The sequence below is a fragment of the Polyangium sp. y55x31 genome, from assembly GCF_029946505.1.
In the GTDB taxonomy this organism is placed as follows: Bacteria; Myxococcota_A; Polyangia; order Polyangiales; family Polyangiaceae; genus Polyangium.
In genome coordinates, this window is the sequence record NZ_JARZHG010000028.1 from 1 (window position 1) to 19,556 (window position 19,556).

At 69.7% G+C, this 19,556-nt stretch carries 14 protein-coding genes and 1 pseudogene; 5 read left to right on the plus strand and 10 right to left on the minus strand.

The genetic code is table 11. The features are described from left to right. Positions 1–67: 67 nt before the first annotated feature. The 4 genes from QHF84_RS35000 to QHF84_RS35015 all read left to right on the plus strand — a co-directional run bounded on the left by QHF84_RS35000 (position 68) and on the right by QHF84_RS35015 (position 6,965). Positions 68–1,066, plus strand: coding sequence for an NAD(P)H-dependent glycerol-3-phosphate dehydrogenase (locus QHF84_RS35000; protein ID WP_281317864.1), 999 nt, complete (start codon positions 68–70; stop codon positions 1,064–1,066). 83 nt (positions 1,067–1,149) lie between these two features. Then, entirely contained in the window at positions 1,150–2,526 is a 1,377-nt protein-coding gene (locus tag QHF84_RS35005) for a hypothetical protein (RefSeq protein ID WP_281317865.1), read from the plus strand. An 86-nt stretch (positions 2,527–2,612) separates the two neighbouring features. Continuing rightward, a complete protein-coding gene (locus QHF84_RS35010) occupies positions 2,613–4,532 on the plus strand; it encodes a sigma 54-interacting transcriptional regulator (RefSeq protein ID WP_281317866.1) in 1,920 nt (639 codons plus the stop codon). After that, positions 4,533–6,965, plus strand: a complete 2,433-nt coding sequence (locus tag QHF84_RS35015) for a Smr/MutS family protein (protein WP_281317867.1) — start codon at positions 4,533–4,535, stop codon at positions 6,963–6,965. It begins immediately after the preceding gene. Between the two features lie 88 nt (positions 6,966–7,053). On the opposite strand, the pseudogene nusB reads toward QHF84_RS35015, so the two are convergent. The 9 genes and pseudogenes from nusB to QHF84_RS35060 form a co-directional block, all read right to left on the minus strand. Then, positions 7,054–7,473 (minus strand): annotated as a pseudogene (nusB, locus tag QHF84_RS35020) (transcription antitermination factor NusB); the annotation flags it as partial. Positions 7,474–7,491: 18 nt separating this feature from the next. Further along, complete coding sequence (gene ribE / locus QHF84_RS35025; RefSeq protein WP_281317868.1) at positions 7,492–7,998, minus strand: 6,7-dimethyl-8-ribityllumazine synthase; 507 nt, start codon at positions 7,996–7,998, stop codon at positions 7,492–7,494. Positions 7,999–8,008: 10 nt separating this feature from the next. Further along, positions 8,009–9,274 carry a 3,4-dihydroxy-2-butanone-4-phosphate synthase gene (gene ribB / locus QHF84_RS35030; protein WP_281317869.1) on the minus strand — a complete coding sequence of 422 codons (1,266 nt, stop codon included), beginning with the start codon at positions 9,272–9,274 and terminating at the stop codon, positions 8,009–8,011. Then, entirely contained in the window at positions 9,204–9,944 is a 741-nt protein-coding gene (locus QHF84_RS35035; protein WP_281317870.1) for a riboflavin synthase, read from the minus strand. Before QHF84_RS35035 ends, ribB begins: the two co-directional genes overlap by 71 nt. Positions 9,945–9,967: 23 nt before the next feature. Further along, on the minus strand, positions 9,968–10,312 hold the full coding sequence (locus QHF84_RS35040; RefSeq protein WP_281317871.1) for a PilZ domain-containing protein: 345 nt from the start codon (positions 10,310–10,312) through the stop codon (positions 9,968–9,970). A gap of 8 nt (positions 10,313–10,320) precedes the next feature. Further along, positions 10,321–12,609: an Rne/Rng family ribonuclease gene (locus QHF84_RS35045; protein WP_281317872.1), complete on the minus strand. Its 2,289-nt coding sequence runs from the start codon at positions 12,607–12,609 to the stop codon at positions 10,321–10,323. A 213-nt stretch (positions 12,610–12,822) separates the two neighbouring features. Beyond that, positions 12,823–13,302, minus strand: coding sequence for a hypothetical protein (locus QHF84_RS35050; protein ID WP_281317873.1), 480 nt, complete (start codon positions 13,300–13,302; stop codon positions 12,823–12,825). 96 nt (positions 13,303–13,398) lie between these two features. After that, positions 13,399–13,905 carry a hypothetical protein gene (locus QHF84_RS35055; RefSeq protein WP_281317874.1) on the minus strand — a complete coding sequence of 169 codons (507 nt, stop codon included), beginning with the start codon at positions 13,903–13,905 and terminating at the stop codon, positions 13,399–13,401. 185 nt (positions 13,906–14,090) lie between these two features. Further along, positions 14,091–15,659, minus strand: coding sequence for an acyl-CoA carboxylase subunit beta (locus QHF84_RS35060; RefSeq protein ID WP_281317875.1), 1,569 nt, complete (start codon positions 15,657–15,659; stop codon positions 14,091–14,093). A gap of 150 nt (positions 15,660–15,809) precedes the next feature. Between QHF84_RS35060 and QHF84_RS35065 the strand changes: the two genes are divergently transcribed. Then, positions 15,810–18,350, plus strand: coding sequence for a bifunctional serine/threonine-protein kinase/formylglycine-generating enzyme family protein (locus tag QHF84_RS35065; protein WP_281317876.1), 2,541 nt, complete (start codon positions 15,810–15,812; stop codon positions 18,348–18,350). 18 nt (positions 18,351–18,368) lie between these two features. Here the strand turns inward: QHF84_RS35065 and QHF84_RS35070 are convergent, their stop codons facing one another. Then, complete coding sequence (locus QHF84_RS35070; protein ID WP_281317877.1) at positions 18,369–19,448, minus strand: peptidylprolyl isomerase; 1,080 nt, start codon at positions 19,446–19,448, stop codon at positions 18,369–18,371. Between the last annotated feature and the right edge of the window lie 108 nt (positions 19,449–19,556).

Sequence of the window (19,556 nt, forward strand, 5' to 3'; positions counted from 1 at the left end):
TGGGGCAGAGCTCGGCTCGTCCGAGCGGAGCCCCAAGCGTCGAAAGCGGTGATAGCGTTTTTGCCTCATGTCGAAGGTGGCAGTCCTCGGCGCGGGCGCGTGGGGCACGGCGCTCGCGAAGGTCCTCGCAGACAAACAGAACCCGACGTTCCTCTGGTCGCACCGCGCCGATCTCGCGCTCCTGATCAACGAGCGGCGCGTCAACGAGCGGTACTTGCCCTCGGCCCCGCTGCCGCCGACGTTGCGCGCGACCGCTGACCTCGAAGAAGCCCTCTCCGGCGCCACGCTCGTCGTGCTCGTCGTGCCCTCGCACGCGATGCGCGAGGTCGTGACGATCGCGCGCCCGTACATCCCGGCGCGTGCGCTCATTTGCAGCGCGACGAAGGGCATCGAGAACGACTCGCTCATGCTGATGAGCGAGGTGCTCGTCGACGAGCTCGGGCGCGCGGTCGAACCGCGGCTCTCGTATCTGTCGGGCCCGAGCTTCGCGAAGGAAGTCGCCGCGGGGCAGCCGACGGCCGTCGTCGTCGCGGGCAAGAGCAACGACGAGACCGTCGCGGTGCAGCACGCGTTCGCCACGGAGCGGCTGCGCGTCTACCAGTCGGATGACGTCGTCGGCGTGGAGGTCGGTGGGGCGCTGAAAAACGTGGTGGCCATCGCGGCGGGCGCCGCCGATGGGTTCGGCTTCGGGCACAATGCGCGCGCCGGTTTGATCACGCGTGGCCTCGCGGAGATCGCACGCATCGCGATGGTCAAGGGCGGCAGCCCCCTCACCCTCGCGGGCCTCTCCGGGCTCGGCGACCTCGTACTCACGTGCACCGGCGAGCTCTCGCGCAACCGCACCGTCGGCTACGAGATGGGGCGCGGGCGCACGCTCGACGACGTGCTGACGCACCTCGGCCACGTCGCCGAGGGCGTCAAGACTGCGAAGAGCGCCTACGATCTCGGCGTGAAGCTCGACGTCGACATGCCCATCACGACCGAGGTCTACCGCGTGCTCTACGAGCAAAAGCCCCCGCTCCAGGCGGTCGTGGACCTCATGAACCGGTCGCTGCGCAAGGAATGACGCGCCCGATCGCGCCTCGGCGGCACGGCCGACATTGCGCAGAAGAAGGCAGGAGAGCCGGAAAGGTGTAGACTCTCCGCGCGATGCTACGTGCGCGTTGGTTCGCTCTCCTTGCTGCAGCCCTTTCTCTTGGCGCCGCCGCGACGGCCGCGGCGCAGAACCCGGTCCCGGATCCGTCCGGTCAGCCGCCGCCCCCGCAGCCCTTCCCGCTGCCGACGACGCTGCCCACGATCCCGGGCCTGCCGCCGCTCATCCCGCAGCAGCCCACGCAGCAGCCGGATCCGAACCAGCCGCCGCAACAGCAGCCCCCGCAGCAGCAGCCCACGCTCCCTGGCCTCCCCACGATCCCGGGCCTGCCGCCGCTCATCCCGCAGCAGCCCACGCAGCAGCAGCCGCAGCAACAGCAGCCGAACCCGTACGGGCAACCCCAGCCTTATCCCTACGGACAGCAGCCCTATGGGCAGCAACCTTATGGGCAGCAACCTTATGGGCAGCAACCTTATGGCCAGCAGCCCTGCGTGCAGCAGCCCTACGGCCCGCCCTGCCCGGCCCAGCAGCCTGTCGTCCCGCTCATGCAGGATCGGACGAAGCTCGAAATGGGCTACCTCTACGGCGCCTCGATCGCCTGGGGCGTGACCACCGGCGTCTGGATCGATCTCGAAGCGGAGACGGAAAACCCCGGCCTCGCGCTCATCGCGCCCGCGCTCTTCGGCGCCGCCGCGCCGACCGCGATGTTCTTCCTCGATCGACCGAAGATGCCCCTCGGCCGGCCCGCTGCGACCGCGACCGGCATCTTACTCGGCTCGGGCGAGGCCGCGCTCATCTGGACGCGCCAGTACACCACCGCCAAGTCAGGCGAAGAGTGGGGCCCGAAGCAATATTTCCGCGCCCACGTCATCAGCTCGACCATCGGCGGCGTCGGCGGTTATCTCGCGCATTACGGCCTCAAGTTCCGCCCGCAGACGAGCATGTTCGTCGGCTCCGCGGCGCTCTGGGGCTCGATCGCGGGCGGCGCGTTCGGCGGCGGCGGAAGCAGCGGATCGTGGAGCGCGTGGGCGAACGACGGCGTCTTCCTCGGCGGCCTGATTGGCTACAACCTCGGCATGGTCACGGCCGCGGGCGTCTCTGCCGTGTGGACGCCGTCGTGGAACCAGCTCGCGTGGATGTGGGGCGGCTTCGGCGCGGGCGCGGCCGTCTCCGCGCTCGTCTACCCGTTTTATGCGCTCTCGGACGACGCCGATCCTCGCAGCGGCCTGATCTTCCAGGGAGTCCTCTCCTTGCTCGGCGTGGCCGGCGGCGCGCTCATCGGCGCGCCCGAGTCGAAGAGCCAGACGACCCAGGCGCCCGCGACGACCATGGGCATCGGCAATCACCCCAAGTTCGCGCGCATCCTCGGCCCCTCCATCATGCCGGTCCAGGGCCCCGGCGCAGGTGTCTCGCTCATCGGCGAGCTTTACTGAACCCGGCGACGTAGCCGGGCCTCCCGACATCGAACGGCGCTGGGCGGGCCGACGCCCGCGGCAAAAGCGCTATCCTCCGGGTCCCCATGCCGACATTGAAGTACTTCGCCGCCCGCGGGGCGCCTCGGGTGTATGCCGTGCACAAGCCGGTCACGACGATCGGCAAGGCGCTCGGAAACGACGTCGCGCTCGCGGGGGCGGGTCTCGCGGACCACCACGCGCAGATCTCCTTCGACGGCCGGGACTTCGTGCTCGAAGAGCTCGACCGCGACGGCGACATCCAGATCAACGGCAAGAAGAAGCGCCGCGCGCGCCTCGTCCACGGCGACCGCGTCGCACTCGGCAGCGTCGAACTCGGCTTCTCGATGTTCTCCGAGGCCACGAAGGCGCGGCAGGACGACGACGACCCGAGCGAAAAACGCGAGTCGCCCGGCGTCTCGGCCGAGCTCGCGGGCGTGCGCAAGCTCTTCGCGTTCAGCGAGAAGCTCATCAACCGCCGCAGCGTCGACGAGCTGCTCGAAGCGATGCTCGACGACATCATCGAGCTCACGCACGCGGACAAGGGTTTTCTGCTCCTCGTCGAAGGCGCCGAGGAAGCCGCGGATCCGGGCAAAGGCGCGCGCCGCGAGGCCCAACGCGACGAGGAGCGCAAGCTCGTGGTGCGCGCCTCGCGTAACGTGCGGCGCGAGGCGATCACGGACGCGCAGGGCTCGATCTCGGACAGCATCGCGCGGCAGGTCCTCGCCTCGGGGCGGCCGCTCATCGTCTCGGACGCGCTCGCCGACACCCAGTTCGGCCGCAGCGAGAGCGTCATCGCGATGAAGCTCTCCAGCGTCATGTGCGCGCCGCTTCTCTCGCAGGGCGAAGTCATCGGCGCGCTCTACGTCGGCAACGACAAGGTCAAACACCTCTTCGATCGCACGCAGCTCGAGCTGCTCGGCATCTTCGCCTCCCAGGCCTCGCTGATCCTGCAGAACGCGATGCTCCTCAGCGCGCTCCGGGCCGACAAGGCGAAGCTCGAAGCGGAGCTCAAGGACAAGAAGTTCGGCGAGATCATCGGCGCGTGTCCGAGCATGCTGGAGGTCTTCCGCAAGCTCACGAAGGTGGCGGCGACGGACATCAGCGTGCTCATCACGGGCGAGACCGGGACGGGCAAGGAGCTCATCGCGCGGGAGATCCATCGGCGTTCGAACCGCGAGGGCGGCCCGTTCGTCACGATCAACTGCGGCGCGATCCCGGAGAACCTCATCGAGAGCGAGCTCTTCGGCCACGTGAAGGGCGCGTTCACCGGCGCCATCGCGAGCCGGCCCGGCAAGTTCCAGGTCGCGGACAAGGGCACGCTTTTCCTCGACGAGATCGGCGAGCTGCCGCTGAACTTGCAGGTCAAACTGCTTCGCGCGCTGCAGGAGCGTGTCGTCTTCCGCGTCGGCGACTCGAAGCCGGAGAAGGTCGACATCCGCATCGTCGCCGCGACGAACCGAAACCTCGAAGAGGAGATCCGCGCGGGCCACTTCCGCGAGGACCTCTACTACCGGCTCAACGTCGTGAACCTGTGGCTCCCGCCCCTGCGCGAGCGCGGCGACGACGTGCTCATCATCGCCAAGGCGCTGCTCTCGAAGTACGCGGACGAGCTCGGCAGCTCCGTGCGCGGCTACAGCCCCGCGGCGCTCGCGGCGATCAAGAAATACGGCTGGCCCGGGAACATCCGGCAGCTCGAAAACCGCATCAAGAAGGCGCTCGTGCTCTGCGACAAGACGCTGCTCGGCCCCGAGGACCTCGATCTCGGTCCCGGCGCGGAGACCGCCATCTTGCCGCTCGAGAAAGCGAAAGAAGAATTCCAGCGCAGGTACGTCCTCGAAGTGCTGGAACGCAACAACGGGAACCGTACGCAGACCGCCCGCGACCTCGGCGTCGATCCACGCACCATCTTCCGGTACCTGGAGAAAGAGCAGAACCCGATGCCGAGCGGCGCGGGCGGCACGCCGCGGGATCCCTCCGAAGGCTGAATGGAAAGCACCGAAGTCCGGTCCCTCCCCCACCCCTGCCCCGACAAAACGCGCGCCGATCTCGAATGGGATCGGCTGCTCGCGGCGCTCGCCGATCGCGCGGCGAGCGAGGCCGGCAAGCGCATCGCCCGTGATCTCCCGTTCGCCTCGACGCACGAAGGCGTGCTCGTGGCGCTCGGCGAGGTGAAGGAGGCCGTCGACCTCGATCGCACGGCCGAGCCCTTGCCCGCGCCCGACGTGCCCTGGGTCGAGGCCGCGCTCGATCGCGCGCGCATCGGCGCGACGCTCGCGAACGAGGAGCTGCGCGCCGTGGGCCGATGCCTCGCGGAGGCCGGCCGGCTGCGTCGTTTCCTCGCGGCGCGCAAGGCGCGCGTGCCGCTGCTCTTCCGCGCTTGCTCGACCGATCCGGGCCTCGACGCGCTCGAACGCGAGGTGAGCTCCTCCTTCGATCCCGACGGCACGCTCTCCGATCGCGCCTCGCCGCGCCTCGCGGAGCTCCGCGGCGAGCGGCGAAACCTGCGCGATCGCCTCGTCCGCAAGCTCGACGAGATCATGCGCAAGCACGCGGACATCCTGCAGGACACGTACTACACGGAGCGCGACGGCCGGTACGTGCTGCCCGTGCGCGCCGACGCGCACGAGCGTTTCCCGGGGATCGTGCACGCGACGAGCGGCAGCGGCGCGACGCTGTTCGTGGAGCCGCGTGTCGTCGTCGACATGGGCAACCGCCTGAAGATGGTCGAGGCCCTCGTGCAGCACGAGGAGGAGCTCGTCTACGCGGCGCTCAGCGCGAAGATCGGCGGCGAGATCGACTCGGTCGCGGCCGCCGTCTTCGCCCTCGCGCACGCGGACGTGCGCGCTGCGTCTGCGCGCCTCGCGAAGGATCTACGCTTCACGTTCCCCGAGGTGCCCGAGGCCGACTCGGTCGGCGCGATCCGGCTCGTGGGCGCGCGTCACCCGCTGCTCGCGCTCGACGGCGTCTCCGTCGTCCCGAGCGACCTCGGGATCACGGCGGGCCACGCGATGATCGTCTCGGGCCCGAACGCGGGCGGCAAGACCGTCGCGCTGAAGACACTCGGCCTCGCCGCGCTCTGCGTCCGCGCGGGCCTGCCCGTGCCGGCCGACGAGGGCTCGCGTGTCGACGTCTTCGAGGTCGTGCTCACGGACGTCGGCGACGATCAGAGCCTGCACAAGAACCTCTCCACGTTCAGCGCGCACGTGCAGAACCTCGCGCACATCCTCGGCGATACGCGGCCCGGCGCGCTGGTGCTGCTCGACGAGCTCGCCGGCGGCACCGACCCGCGCGAGGGCGAGGCGCTCGCGTCCGCCGTGCTCGACTCGCTCTGCGCGCGCGGCGGCACCGTCGCGACGACGACCCACTACGAGGGCCTGAAGGCGCTCGCGCTCGCCGATCCGCGCTTCGAGAATGCGTCCGTCGGCTTCGACATCGCCACGATGAGCCCGACGTTCCGTCTCTCGATGGGCATCCCCGGCGCGTCGAGCGCGCTCGCCGTGGCGCGCCGCTTCGGCATCCCGGGCACCGTGCTCGAACGCGCCGAGCGGTTCCTCTCGCGCGAGGCCGTGCGCTTCGAGGACATGGTCGCGAAGCTCCAGGCCGAACGAAACGCGCTCGAAGTCGCGCGCACGTCGGCCGAGCGCGAGGCCGAGATCGCACGCGACAAGCAACGCGCGCTCGACGAGGAGCTCACACGCCTCCGCGCCGAGGAGCGCCGCTACGTCACGGAGGCCGGCCGCGAGCTCGTGGAGTCGATCCGCAAGGCGCGACAGGACCTCCGCGACGCGCAGGCACGCCTCCGGGCCAAGCCCACGGCCGAGGATCTACGCGCCGCGGCCCGCGCGATCGACGCCGTCGCCCAGAAGACGAGCACCTTCGGCGAGCTCGAACCGACCGGGCGTGACGAAGGTTTGTCCCGCGGAACCGTCGCGCCGGCCGAGATCCGCGTGGGCACGCGTGTCTACGTCCCGCGCCTGCGCGCCGAAGCCGACGTCGTCGAGGTCCTCGCGGGCGGCCAGCTCCGCGTCGCCGCCGGGCCCCTCAAGCTCACCACCAACATCGCCGAGGTGCGCGCCGCCGACGGGGGTTCGTCCGAAAAAACCCGCGCGGGCGGCGGCAAGAAGCGCGTCGATCTCGACGCGGCCGCCGATCCCGACGTCCCCATCCAGACGAGCGAAAACACCGTCGATCTCCGCGGCCTCCGCGCGCACGAGGCCGTCGGCATGGCCGAGCAGTTCCTCGATCGCTCCGTCGGCGCGGGCCGCCGCGTGGCCTTCCTGATCCACGGCCACGGCAAGGGAGCCCTGCGCGACGCCGTGCGGGACGCGATGCGCCAGAGCCCCTACGTCTCCCGCCTCCGCCCCGGCGAACCTCGCGAGGGCGGAGACGGCGTCACGGTCGTCTGGCTCCGCGCTTGACGGGGCGGTGGCCGCCGCCGCCGCCCCCGCCGCCACCGTCGCGTTTGCCCGCGCCTTTGCTCACATCGGCCTGCTTGCTCGCAGCCGCGCGATCCCGATCGACGCGCCCGAGATCCTCGGCGACCCGATCGAGCACGCCGTTCACGAACGCCGACGAGTCCTCGCTGCCGAAGCGCTTGGCGAGCTCGACGGCCTCGTCGAGGATGACCGCGCGCGGCACGTCCCCGCCGTTCATGAGCTCCCACGCGCCGAGGCGCAGCACGTTCCGATCGACCCGCGCCATCCGTTCGAGCCGCCAGTTCACGCTCGCCTTGCGGATCGTCTCGTCGACCTTCGTGAGGTCCTTCTCGACGCCCCGCACGATCCGGTCGGCGTACTCCCGCCCTTCCGGATCTCCGGGCGTCAAACGCCAGTAGTGCATGATCACGCGCTCAGCGGAGCTCGTGCCCTGCTCCAGCGCGAACAACATTTGCAGCGCCGCCTCGCGGCCTGTCGACCGAGCGCCCATGGTCCCGAGAGCTTTCGATCAGAGCCCGGCGCCGTCGAGGGCCGAGGCGAGCGAGACCATCTCGATCGCGCTCACGGCGGCCTCCCAGCCCTTGTTGCCTGCTTTGGTCCCGGCGCGCTCGACCGCCTGCTCGATCGTGTCCGTCGTCAGGACGCCGAACGTCACGGGCACGCCCGTCTGCAAGGAGACCTGCGCGATCCCCTTCGTCACCTCGGACGCCACGTAGTCGAAGTGCGGCGTCGAGCCGCGGATCACCGCGCCGAGCGCCACGATCGCGCTCACGCTGCGCTTCTCCGCGAGCCTGCGAACGACGACGGGGATCTCCCACGCGCCCGGCACACGCACGATCGTCACGTCCGAGATCGATCCGCCGTGCCGCGCGATCGCGTCGAGCGCGCCCTCGACCAGCCGGTCGACGATGAAGTGGTTGAACCGGCTCACGACGAGGGCGAACTTCGCCCCCGACGGGACGACCAGGTGGCCCTCGACCGTGCGCGGAGCGCCGCGCTCTCCATTGGTGCTCATCCGAATATCCTCAAGCCTCGCCCTGCATGGACACGAGCGGCACGCGCTCGACCACTTCGAGCCCGAACCCGTCGAGCCCTGCGATCTTCGTCTGGCTGTTCGTCAGAAGCCGGAGCTTCTGGCAGCCGAGGTCCGAAAGCACCTGCGCGCCGAGCCCGAACTCCCGCAGCGCCTGCTGCGGCGCGCGCGTCTCCTGCGTCGTGCGGCCCTTCGCCTCGAGCTCGGCCCCGAGATCGAGCCGCGGCGGGATGTAGAGCACCACGCCCTCGCCCGCCTTCTCGATCAGCGAGATCGCCTCGCGCAGGTTCGACCCGCCCTCGAACGGCGTCGAGCTGAAGAGGTCGGCCACGAGCGCGCCCGCATGCACGCGGCAGAGCGTGGGCTTCGCGCCGTCGACCGTGCCCTTCACGAGCGCGAGGAACTGCCGCGCCTCGCCGATGATCTCGTAGACCGCCGCCGTCCACGTCGTGCCCGTCAGATCGAGCCGGATCTGCCGCTCCGACACGCGACGCACGAGCCGCTCGGTCTGCAGCCGGTACTGGATGAGATCCGCCACCGACAGGATCACGAGCTCGTGATGCGCGGCGAACCGCTCGAGGTCCGGCATCCGCGCCATCGTGCCGTCGTCGTTCATGATCTCGCAGATCACGCCCGCGGCCCGGAGCCCCGCGAGCCGCGCGAGGTCCACCGAGCCCTCGGTTTGTCCCGTCCGAACCAGGACGCCGCCGCGCCGCGCACGCAGGGGAAACACATGCCCCGGCGTGACGAGGTCCGTGGGCCGCGCGTCCGGCTGGATCGCGACCTGGATCGTCCTCGCACGGTCGGCCGCGCTGATGCCCGTGGTCACGCCCGTGCGCGCCTCGATGCTCACGGTGAACGCCGTCCCGAGGGGCGGACCGCCGCGCCCCGGCGCGCTCATCATCGGCAGCTCCAGCCGGTCGACCTGCTCCTCTTCGAGCGTGAGGCAGATGAGCCCGCGGCCGTGCTTGGCCATGAAGTTGATCGCCTCCGGCGACACGCGCTCGGCGGCCATGCAGAGATCGCCCTCGTTCTCGCGGTCCTCGTCGTCGACGAGGATCACCATCCGACCATTGCGGATCTCGTCGAGCGCACGGTTCACGCGGCCGAGGACGGCAGAGTCGATCGTCAGTCGATGCGGCATCGTGCCCCCGCCCTTCTCGCCCGCGCGCCCCGCGGCGAGCTCGTCAAAGGAATCCCCCCGATCGGAGCTTCGCGAGGAGGCGTTCGTCCCTGGATTCGTGGTGGTGGTGCTCATCGTTCTCTGCGACCTCTCCTCCCCACCCCGGCGCCTCGTCCGACGAAGACGTAGCGCGCACTCCGCTCGCGATCGAAAGCTGCCGCGCCACGTAGCGCGCGAGCACATCGACTTCAAGATTCACGGCTTGCCCCGGCCGAAGATCACCGAGGTTCGTCCGCCCGAGCGTGTGCGGCACGAGCATGACCTCGAACAGGACACGTGACGAGCGCCCCTGCCCCTGATCCTTCACCCGGTTGATCGTCAGGCTCACGCCGTCGATCGCCACCGATCCCTTGTCGGCGAGGTAGGGCGCCAGCGCGCCGTCGGTCTCGACCACGAGCCTCGTCGCGTCTCCGCTCGGCGACCGCTCGCTCACGCGCCCGATGCCGTCCACGTGCCCGAGCACCATGTGCCCGCCCATGCGCCCGCCGAGCTTCATCGCTCGTTCGAGGTGCACCCGCGCGCCGACCGCGAGCGCGCCGAGCGTCGTCCGATCGAGCGTCTCGGAAGACATGTCGCACTCGAACCCAGTCGGCCGAATGCGATCCACCGTGAGGCAAGCGCCGTTCACGCTGATCGACTCGCCGAGCTCGAGCGGCCCGAGCGAGCACTCGATGAACGCGCGCGCGACGGGGCTGCCGGCTCGTTGCCGGAGGATCCCGATGGTCTCGACGAGGCCGGTGAACATCCGCTTCGGTTCGATCCGAGGGCTTACTCTTTGTTCGCCTGCGCGGCGAGCAGGCGGTCGACGATCCGCTTCGACTCCTCGCCGAGCTCCGTGAACACGACGCCCATGCCGGGCGGGTCGTCGTGGACCCGCACCACCTCGCCGACGCCCTCGATCGTCTCGATGTCGTCCATGATCACGGTGAAGCGCAGGTTGACCTTGGTGCCGACCTCGAGCGGGGTCTTCGAGCGGACGAACACGCCCGTGCGGGAGATGTTCGACACGTACTCGTTGATGAACGAGTCGTAGCTCTCGAACTCCTTGTTGATGGTGACGCGCTCGTCCTTGCGCGGGCCGTGGTCAACAGGAGGACGGTCGCTCTCGTTCATGCGTCACCTCATCTGCCGAGCAGGTCGAACTGTTCGAGGTGGTATTCCTTGCGGGGGACGAGCTCGATCCGGCGCGTGAACAGGCGCTCGGCCTCTTGCACGGCGACACGCTCGTCGTTCTTGAGGAGGTCGACGATCGCCGGGTGCGCGTTGACGATGACCACGTACCCCGGGAGGTTCAGGCGCTCGCGGCGGATCTGCCGCAGGATCTCGTACGCGATGCTCTGCTTCGACTGGAGCTGCCCCGTGCCGTCGCAATAGAAGCACGGCTCGAGCATGATGCGCCCGAGGCTCTCGCGCGTGCGCTTGCGGGTCATCTCGATGAGCCCGAGCTCCGAGATGCGGTTGAACGTGGTCTTGGCCTTGTCCTTCGACAGGAGCTCCTCGAGGCGCTTGCGCACCTTCTCGCGGTTGCCCGCGCGCTCCATGTCGATGAGGTCGAGGATGATCAGGCCGCCGATGTTCCGGAACCGGAGCTGGTAGGCGATCTCCTCGACCGCCTCCAGGTTCGTCGTGAGGATCGTCTCTTCGAGGTCGCGCGATCCTTTGCCTACAAACTTTCCGGTGTTCACGTCGATCGCCGTGAGCGCCTCGGCCTGATCGATGATCAGGTGGCCGCCCGACGGCAGCGGGACCTTGCGCGACAGGGCGCGCTGGATCTCGTCCTCGATGCCGTACGCGTCGAAGATCGGCTCCTCGCCCTCGTAGAGCTCCACGGCGTCCACGCGCTCCGGCATGAACATCTCCATGAAGCGCTTCAGCCGCACGTACTCCTCGCGGCTGTCGATCACGATCTTCTCGATGTCGTCCGTGAAGAGATCACGCGCCGTCTTCAGCACGAGATCGAGCTCCGTGTAGAGGCACGCCGGCCCCCGCACCACGCTCTCGCGCTTCTTCACGACCTCGCCCCAGAGCCGCACGAGGTAGCCGACGTCCGACTTGAGCTGCTTCTTCGTCAGGCCCTCGGCCACCGTGCGCACGATGAGCCCGCCCTGCGGCGGCTTCATCGACTCGATCGCCTCGCGCAGCCGCGAGCGCTCCTTCTCCGAGCCGATGCGCTTCGAGATGCCCACGTGATCGACCGTCGGCAGGTACACGACGTACCGGCCCGGCAGCGACACGTGGCTCGTCACGCGCGCGCCCTTCGTCCCGATCGGCTCCTTCGAGACCTGCACGAGGACCTCCTGGCCCTCGCGGATCACCTCGCGGATCGGCGTCGTCTTCGAGACGCGCATCGGGTCGTGGTGACCGCCGTGCGCGCGCTTCGTCGCCGTACGATCGCCGCCACGATCGCCGCCGCGATCGCGACCTCCGCGGCCACCATCACGGCCGCGACCCTTGTCGCCCTTGTCCCCGCCCCGATCCCGATCGCGACCCTCGCGCGGCGCACGCGGCGCCTCTCGCGCGGCCTCGCGCGGCGCTTCCTTCGTCACGACCGCCGCGGCCGCGGCCGCCTCGGGCCGACGATCGCGGGTTCGTCCGGACCGACGCACGCGACCACGCTGACCACGACCGCGCCGCGATCGCCCGCCGCGCGGCGCCGTCGGCGACGTCTCGGCCGCCTCGACTGCGCCCTCGACCTTGCCCTCGGCGGCCGCCGCTTCCGCGCCTTCCTCGGCCGGGGCAGCTTCCTCTTGCTCGCCTTCGTCCGCGCTCGCTTCCGCGACCTCGGCCTCGTCGTCGGCTTCCGCGGAGCTGTCCGCTTCTTCCTCCGCGCGCGCCTCTTCCGAGGCAGCGGCCTCTTCGCCTTCGGGCGCGGCTTCTGCGGCGGCCGTTTCCTCGGTCGCGGACTCCTCTGACGTCGGTTCGTCCGAGGTCGGCCCTTCGACGCTTTGCGCCTCGGCGGCCTGCTCTTCCTCGGCCTCTTCGTAGACCTCTTCGCCGCTCGGCTCGGCCATCACGTCGAGCGCGGTCGGCAGCGAGATCGACACGTCACGCTCGCTGCGTGCTGGCTCTTCCGGGACGACGTGCGCCGTGATCTCGGGCGCGACGTGCGCCGGCCGTTCTTCTTCTTCGTGCGCCGTGCCGTGCGTGTGACGGCCTGCGAGGTACGCGTCGAAATCGTCCGGACGGATCAGGTCCTCGACGTGCAGGAAGGCCGCGCGTTCGAGACCGATGTCGATGAACGCGGCCTGCATGCCCGGAAGAACACGACTGACCCTGCCGAGGTAGATGTTCCCGAGGGTCCCCTTCTGCGCATCTCGCTCGATGTGCAGCTCGGCGATGATCCCGTTTTCGATGAGGGCGACGCGCGTCTCGCGGATGTCGACGTTGATGACGAGGAGATTCTTACCCATGCCACTGGAGCGCCCTTACCGCGCCGCGAGCGAAGGGTTACCACGACAAGCCCGGGCCATGAAGCCGATTGGCTCGCCTTTCGTTCAGGGATCGTCCTTCGCGACGGACCCGCGCTTCGCCGGCGCCCCCGCCGGCGCGACCGAGCGCCGCGCTGGGGTCGGCCCGGCCGAACCGAGGAAGTGCAGGAAAAGAGGAAGGTTTCAGCCGCGCTGCTAGGGGCAGATGCTCGCGGTATCGGCGCACGAGATGGGGCAGGACTCGCAGAGGATGCAGGTCACGAGCGCGTTGTACCGCTCGGCGCCGAGCGGGTTTCCCATGGCGCACCCGTTCTGGCAGGCGACGTCGCTCTCGCAGCCGGCCATGCACATGTTGAATTCGACACAGGATTTGTCGCCGAAGCAGCCCTCGTAAGCCGGAGCGCACGGGCCCTTCACCGCGCAGCCCGTGCAGCCGCGGCTGTAATCGCCGCACGAGGCGAGATCGTCGCAGCTCCCGGTGGGCATGGTCGAAGCGTCGCCGCCCGCGCCGCCCTCGCCTCCGCTGCCGGTGCCGCTGCCGACGGTGCTGCCGACCGCGGTCCCCATGCCCCCGGCGCCCTGAAATTCTCCGGAAGATCCCCCTGCTTCGTCACCGGCCGAGCAGGCCAGGAGGAACACGAGCGCCGCCCCGAAAATGCCGTTCCGTTGCGCCATGAGTGCAACGGATCAGCGTACTTCGGGGCGGTTCCCCGCGAAAGGGCGACATCGCCCTACATGGACATTGTTCGTCCGAACTTACCGGCGTTCAGGTCACGGAGGGCACATCGCCGCCTGCTGCGCGCAGGCGCTCGGGCAGTTGTCGCAGATGAGGCAAATGGCGACGGCGTTGTAGGCCTCGAGGCCCGCCTGGTTCATCTGCGCGCAGGTCTGCTGGCACGCGGCGTCCGCGCAGCCCTGGAGACACTGCGCGAGCGTCGCGCAAGCTTGGTTGCTCGTGCAGGCCATGATCTCGGTCTGACACCCGCCGCCCATCTGCGTGCAGGTCTGGCAGGCCTGGCAGCTCGCGCCCGCCGTGTCGCAGGCCGGGTTGCCGCCGCCCTGGCCGCTGCTGCTGCTGCTCGCGCCCATGCCGCCCATGCCGCCCGAGCCGCCCGCGGCCGAGGCCGCCGACGTCGTCTTGCCGCCGCCGTTGCCGCCGTTGCCGCCCCAGTCGTCACCGCCCTCGCCGCCACCACCGCCGCTGCCGCTGCTACCGCCGCTGCTGCAAGCCACGAGCGCCCCGAGCGACACGAACACCGCCGCGAACGTCCACTTCATGGGAAACCTCCAAGGATGTGCGACCTCGGCCTCGAAAAAGGGACGAGAGGCCGAGGACAAACGCGTCCGTACACGGGCCGTATCGGCAAGGCAACGAGATCGCGAAGCGAGCTCGCTCCAGGGGGTGAATCGGCCGGGCTTTGCCCGGACGAGAGGGGGACGCGAGGCGTCCCCCTCGGGACTGCCTAGAGCGGAATGTTGCCGTGTTTCTTCGGCGGGTTCTTGTCGCGCTTGTCGCGCAGAAGCTCGAGCGCGCGATCGAGGCGAATGCGGAGCATCCTCGGGTGGATCACCTCGTCGATGAAGCCGAGCTCCGCGGCCTTGTAGGGATTCGCGAACTTCGCCTTGTACTCCTCGACGAACCGCGCGCGCGCCGCCGCCGGATCCGAAGCCGACTGGATCTCCTTGCGGTAGACGATGTTGACCGCGCCGTCGGGCCCCATGACCGCGATCTCGGCCGTCGGGAAGGCGAGGTTGTAGTCCGCGCGGATGTGCTTCGAGGCCATCACGTCGTACGCGCCGCCGTAGGCCTTGCGCGTGATCACCGTGATCTTCGGGACCGTCGCCTCGGCGAACGCGTAGAGCAGCTTCGCGCCGTGCGTGATGATGCCGCCGTACTCCTGATCGGTGCCGGGCAAGAAGCCGGGCACGTCGACGAACGTGACGAGCGGGATGTTGAAGCAGTCGCAGAACCGCACGAAGCGCGCGCCCTTGATGCTCGCGCGGATGTCGAGGCAGCCCGCGAGCACGTTCGGCTGGTTCGCCACGACGCCGACGGTCCGGCCGCCGACACGCGCGAACCCGCACACGATGTTCTGCGCATACCGCTCGTGCACCTCGTAGAGGTAGCCGTCGTCGACGACCGCGCGGACCACGTTCTTGATGTCGTACGGCTTCGAAGATTCGCTCGGCACCATGCCGTCGAGCTCCGGCACTTCGCGATCCGTGGGATCGGTCGAGGGCCGGCGCGGCGGATCCTCGGTATTGTTGGAGGGCAAAAAGGAGAGGAGCTCACGCACACGCGCGAGCGCGGCGCGATCGTCGGGCGCCGTCAAGTGGCAGACGCCGCTCTTCGCCGCATGCGTCGAGGCGCCGCCGAGGTCCTCCTTGGTCACGTCCTCGTTCGTCACCGTCTTGATGACCTCGGGGCCCGTGATGAACATGTAACTCGTCCCCTCGACCATCACGATGAAGTCCGTGATCGCCGGCGAGTACACGGCGCCGCCCGCGCACGGGCCCATGATGGCGCTGATCTGCGGCACGACACCGCTCGCCAAGGTGTTGCGCAGGAAGATGTCCGCGTAACCCGCGAGCGACTCGACGCCCTCCTGGATCCGCGCGCCGCCGGAGTCGTTGAGCCCGATCACGGGCGCTCCGATCTTCATCGCGAGATCCATCACCTTGCAGATCTTCTGCGCGTAAGCCCCCGAGAGCGATCCCCCGATCACCGTGAAGTCCTGCGCGAACACGCAGACCTTGCGGCCGTCGACGAGCCCCCAGCCGGTCACCACGCCGTCGCCGAGGATCTTCGTCTTGTCCATGTCGAAGTCGTTGCAACGGTGCACGACGAACCGGTCGATCTCGACGAAGGAGCCAGGGTCGAGCAAGAGCTCGACGCGCTCGCGCGCGGTGAGCTTGCCAGCCTCGTGTTGCTTTGCGATTCGGGGCGCGCCGCCCCCCTCGAGGGCGCGGCGGTTCATGTCGTCGAGTCGTTCGATCGCGTCTTTCGCGCGGGAGCTCTGTTGTTCGGACATCGCGCGGAGCCCCTACCATGGGCGCGCGCGCGCCGCCTCCCCCCGCCGCCCGGCGACCGAACGGGCGTTGCGCTGGGCGGGCCACCAAGTACGATTTCCTGGCCCGAGCGAGCCCGCGCCTGCGCGGTGACGAGAAGAGCGACGGAAGAAATGAAGAGGGGGGCCGCGCTCGCCTCGGGCACACAACCCATGAAGCCCGCCCCGACCTGCGAGGCCGGCGCGTCGGCCCTGCCGAACGCCAAAGGCGATGCACCCTCGTTCGAGGAGACGGAGCTCTTCGCGCCCGCGCTCCCCGACGGAGGCGCGCGCTACCGCATCGTCGAGCGCCTCGGCAGCGGCGGCACGGGCGTCGTCTACGCCGCCGAGGACCGCGCCGCGAGCCGCCTCGTCGCGCTGAAGACACGCAAGGACGACAGCGACGACCCGCACGACAGCACCGACCTCTTCCTCCACGAGGCGCGCGTCGCCGCGCAGCTCGAGCATCCCAACATCGTCCCCGTGTACGACGTCGGCCGCCTTCCCGACGGCCGGCCCTTCTACACGATGCGCATCGTCAAGCAGCAGAGCCTGCACGACGTGATCACCGAGCCCCTGGTCCACCCGAAGTGGCCGCTCGCGCGCCTCGTCTCCGCGTTCGTCCAGATCTCGCGCGCGCTCGCCTACGCGCACCGGCGCGGCGTCGTGCATCGCGACATCAAGCCGGAGAACATCCTGCTCGGCGACGAGGGCGAGGTGTACCTGAGCGACTGGGGCAACGCGCGCATGCTCACGGGCATCGAGCCCACCTCGCCGCTCTCGCTCCCCGACGACGATCCCTTCTTCATCCGCGGCGAAGGCGGGTATCCGAGCGGTTTGTCCGGGACCCCGGGCTACATCGCCCCCGAGCAGATCCGCGGCGAGCGCGCGAAGATCGATCACCGCGCCGACATCTTCGCGCTCGGCGTCGTGCTCTACGAGATGCTCACGGGCGAACACCCGTTCGACGCGCCCACCGTGCTCGGCGTGATCCTCGCGACGCAGACGCGCGATCCGAGGCCGCCGCGCGCCGTCGCGCCGAGCTGCCCGCTCGTGCTCGAAGACCTCTGCCTCGCCATGCTCTCGAAGGATCCGGCGAAGCGGCCCACGTGCGCCGCGGCCGTCGCAGGCGGCGCCGAGGCGTTCCTCGAAGGCGCGAAGGAACGAGATCGTCGACGCGCCGAGGCGCGATCCCTCTGCGAGCTCGCGCGCGAGCCGGCCCAGCGCGACAAGGCCCTGCGCCTCGAACGCGCGCAGCTCGACGCCGAGGCGCGACGCCTTCGCGCCGACGTGAAGAGCTACGATCCCATCGATCGCAAGCGCCCCGCGTGGGCCCTCGAAGATCGCGCCGCCGCCGTCGAGCGCGAGCAAGCGCGCGCGATGGCCGAGGCGATCGACCTCTACACGAAGGCGCTCGCATACGACCCCGAGCTCGAAGAGGCGCGCTCGGGCCTCGCCGATCTCTACTGGGCCCGCGCCCTCGCCGCCGACGCCGAGCGCCGCCACGCGAGCCGCATCTACTACGAAGCCCTCGTCTCCGAGTTCGACGTCGGCAGCTACGCCGCGCTCCTCCGCTCCGACGCGTGTCTCGCGATCGAGACGAACCCGCCCGGCGCGCGCGTGCTCGCGTATCGCTACGTCGAAAAAGATCGTGTCCTCGTCCCGAGCGAAGAGCGCGATCTCGGCCGCACGCCCGTCGCCGAGGTCCGCCTCTCGCCGGGCAGCTACCTGCTCGTGCTTCGCCGCCCCGGCTTTCGCGACGTGCGTTATCCCGTCCTGCTCCGCCGCGGCGAGCGCCACGAGGCCATGATCAACCTCTACACGGAGGAAGAGATCGGCGAGGGCTTCGTCTACATCCCCGGCGGCTCGTTCATCGCGGGCGGCGACGACGACGCGCCCGACGCGCTCGCCCGCGCCGAGCCCGTCGTCGCCGACTTCGCGATCTCGCGCTTCCCCGTCACGTTCCGACAGTACTGCGACTTCCTCGACCGCATCGAGGATCGCTCCCACGCGCTCGCGCTCATGCGCGCCCCGCGCGACTTCCGCGGCACCGAAGGTTACGTCGTGCGCCGCGGCGAGCACGGCCAGTGGGAGCCCGTCCCCGGGCTCATCGAAGGCGACGCGCGCAGGCAGTTCCCCTACGAAGAAGGGCACCTGCTCGACGTGCCCGTCCTGCTCGTCGACTGGTTCGACGCCGCCGCTTACTGCGCGTTCCACACCGAGCACGAGGGCTTCGAGATCCGTTTGCCCACGGAGCTCGAATGGGAGAAAGCCGCGCGCGGCACCGACGGCCGCATCCATCCCTGGGGTGATCCCTTCGACCCCACCTTCTGCCTCATGCGCGCCTCGCGCCCTTACCTCCCGCAGCCCGAGCCCGTCGGCACCTTCCCGCTCGACGAATCTCCGTACGGCGTGCGCGACATGGCCGGCGGCGTGCGCGAGTGGGTCGGCGACGTACACGGCGAGCGCACGTGGTCCGAGACGAGCGCCGAACCCGAGCCCGTCCCTGGCGCGGTGCGCGACGCCTCCGAGTGGCGCGTCATCCGCTCGGGCGGCTGGTCCACGACGCACGAGTACACCCGCAGCGCCGCGCGCACGCGCTTCTTCGCGCTCACCCGCGCGACGCACCTCGGCTTCCGCGTCGCGCACGATCTGCCGCGACGCCGCCTGCGCTGAGGTTCGTCCTTCCGAACCCTATTGCGATCCGGCGTCGCCTGCGCCGCCGTCCGTCGCCTCTTGCCCGGGCGGCGTGTATCCGGGCAGCACCCACGGCCCCGGATCCTTGCCTTCGAAGGGTTTCACGCCTTCGGGCAACTTCACCTTCGCGAGCGCCGCGTCGTCGATCTCCACGGCGAACTTCTTCCGCAGCTCCGCTTCGAGCGCCTTCTCGCGCTCCTGCATCTTCTGCTGCAGGAGTTTTACGCGGATCGATCGATCCGCCTCCTGGAGCGTCCGGTTGTGCGCCGCGGTGATGCCGTTCATCCGCACCACGTAAAACCGACCGTCCGCCTCCACGATCTCGTCGAGCACGGACCCCACGCTGCCGATCTTGAACACCGCCGCGCGGATCGACTCGGGGATCTTCGGGTTCTTGCCGCGCGGATCGTCGGGCGCGCCGACCACGCCGAGATCCCCCGCGAGATCGAGCGACGCATTCGGATCCTTCGCCTTCGGCGCCGTCGCCGAGTGCTTGTAGAAAAGCTCGCCCCACTCGGCCGCAGTCTTGATCTTCGTCGCGTCCTTCAGCACGCGCTCTGCCGTCTTCTTGTCGGACAGCACGATCGCCGCCACGCGTCGCCGCTCCGGCTCGCGGAACTCCTCCGCGTGCGCCTCGTAGTACGCGCGCACCTCGGCCGGGGGGATCTCGCCTGGCGCGGGCAGGCCTTTGCGCGCGTCGGCGAGGATCGCGTCGCGCAGGATCTGCCGGATCGCCTCTTCCGTCTCGGGCTGCTTGTCGAGCCCGCGGCGCTTCGCCTCGGCTGCGAGCAGCTCCACGTCGATGATCTCGTCGAGCAGCTCTTTTCGACGCTCCTTCGTCTGGTAGCGGAGCCTGTCGAACTGATCCATCCGCTCGAGCGTCGCGGCGAAGTCGCCGAGCGTGATCACCCGCTCGCCGACCTTCGCGAGTGTCCGCGCGGCTTGTTCTTGCGAGAGCCCTGCCGCGGGCGCTCCGGCGTCCGGCGCGGGTGGCGCCACGGCCTTGTCGTTGCAGCCCGCGGAGAGCACGACGATTGCCGCGACGAACAGGGACGATTGCGCGCGCCTCACCAGCATCGAGCGGCCGGTCTAGCACTTCTTCGATGCGATTGGGGGGCGGTTCTGCGAGCTCATCGCGCGGCACCTTGCCGCTTCTCCGGCCTTTTGCCGAACGACGCGTTGCGG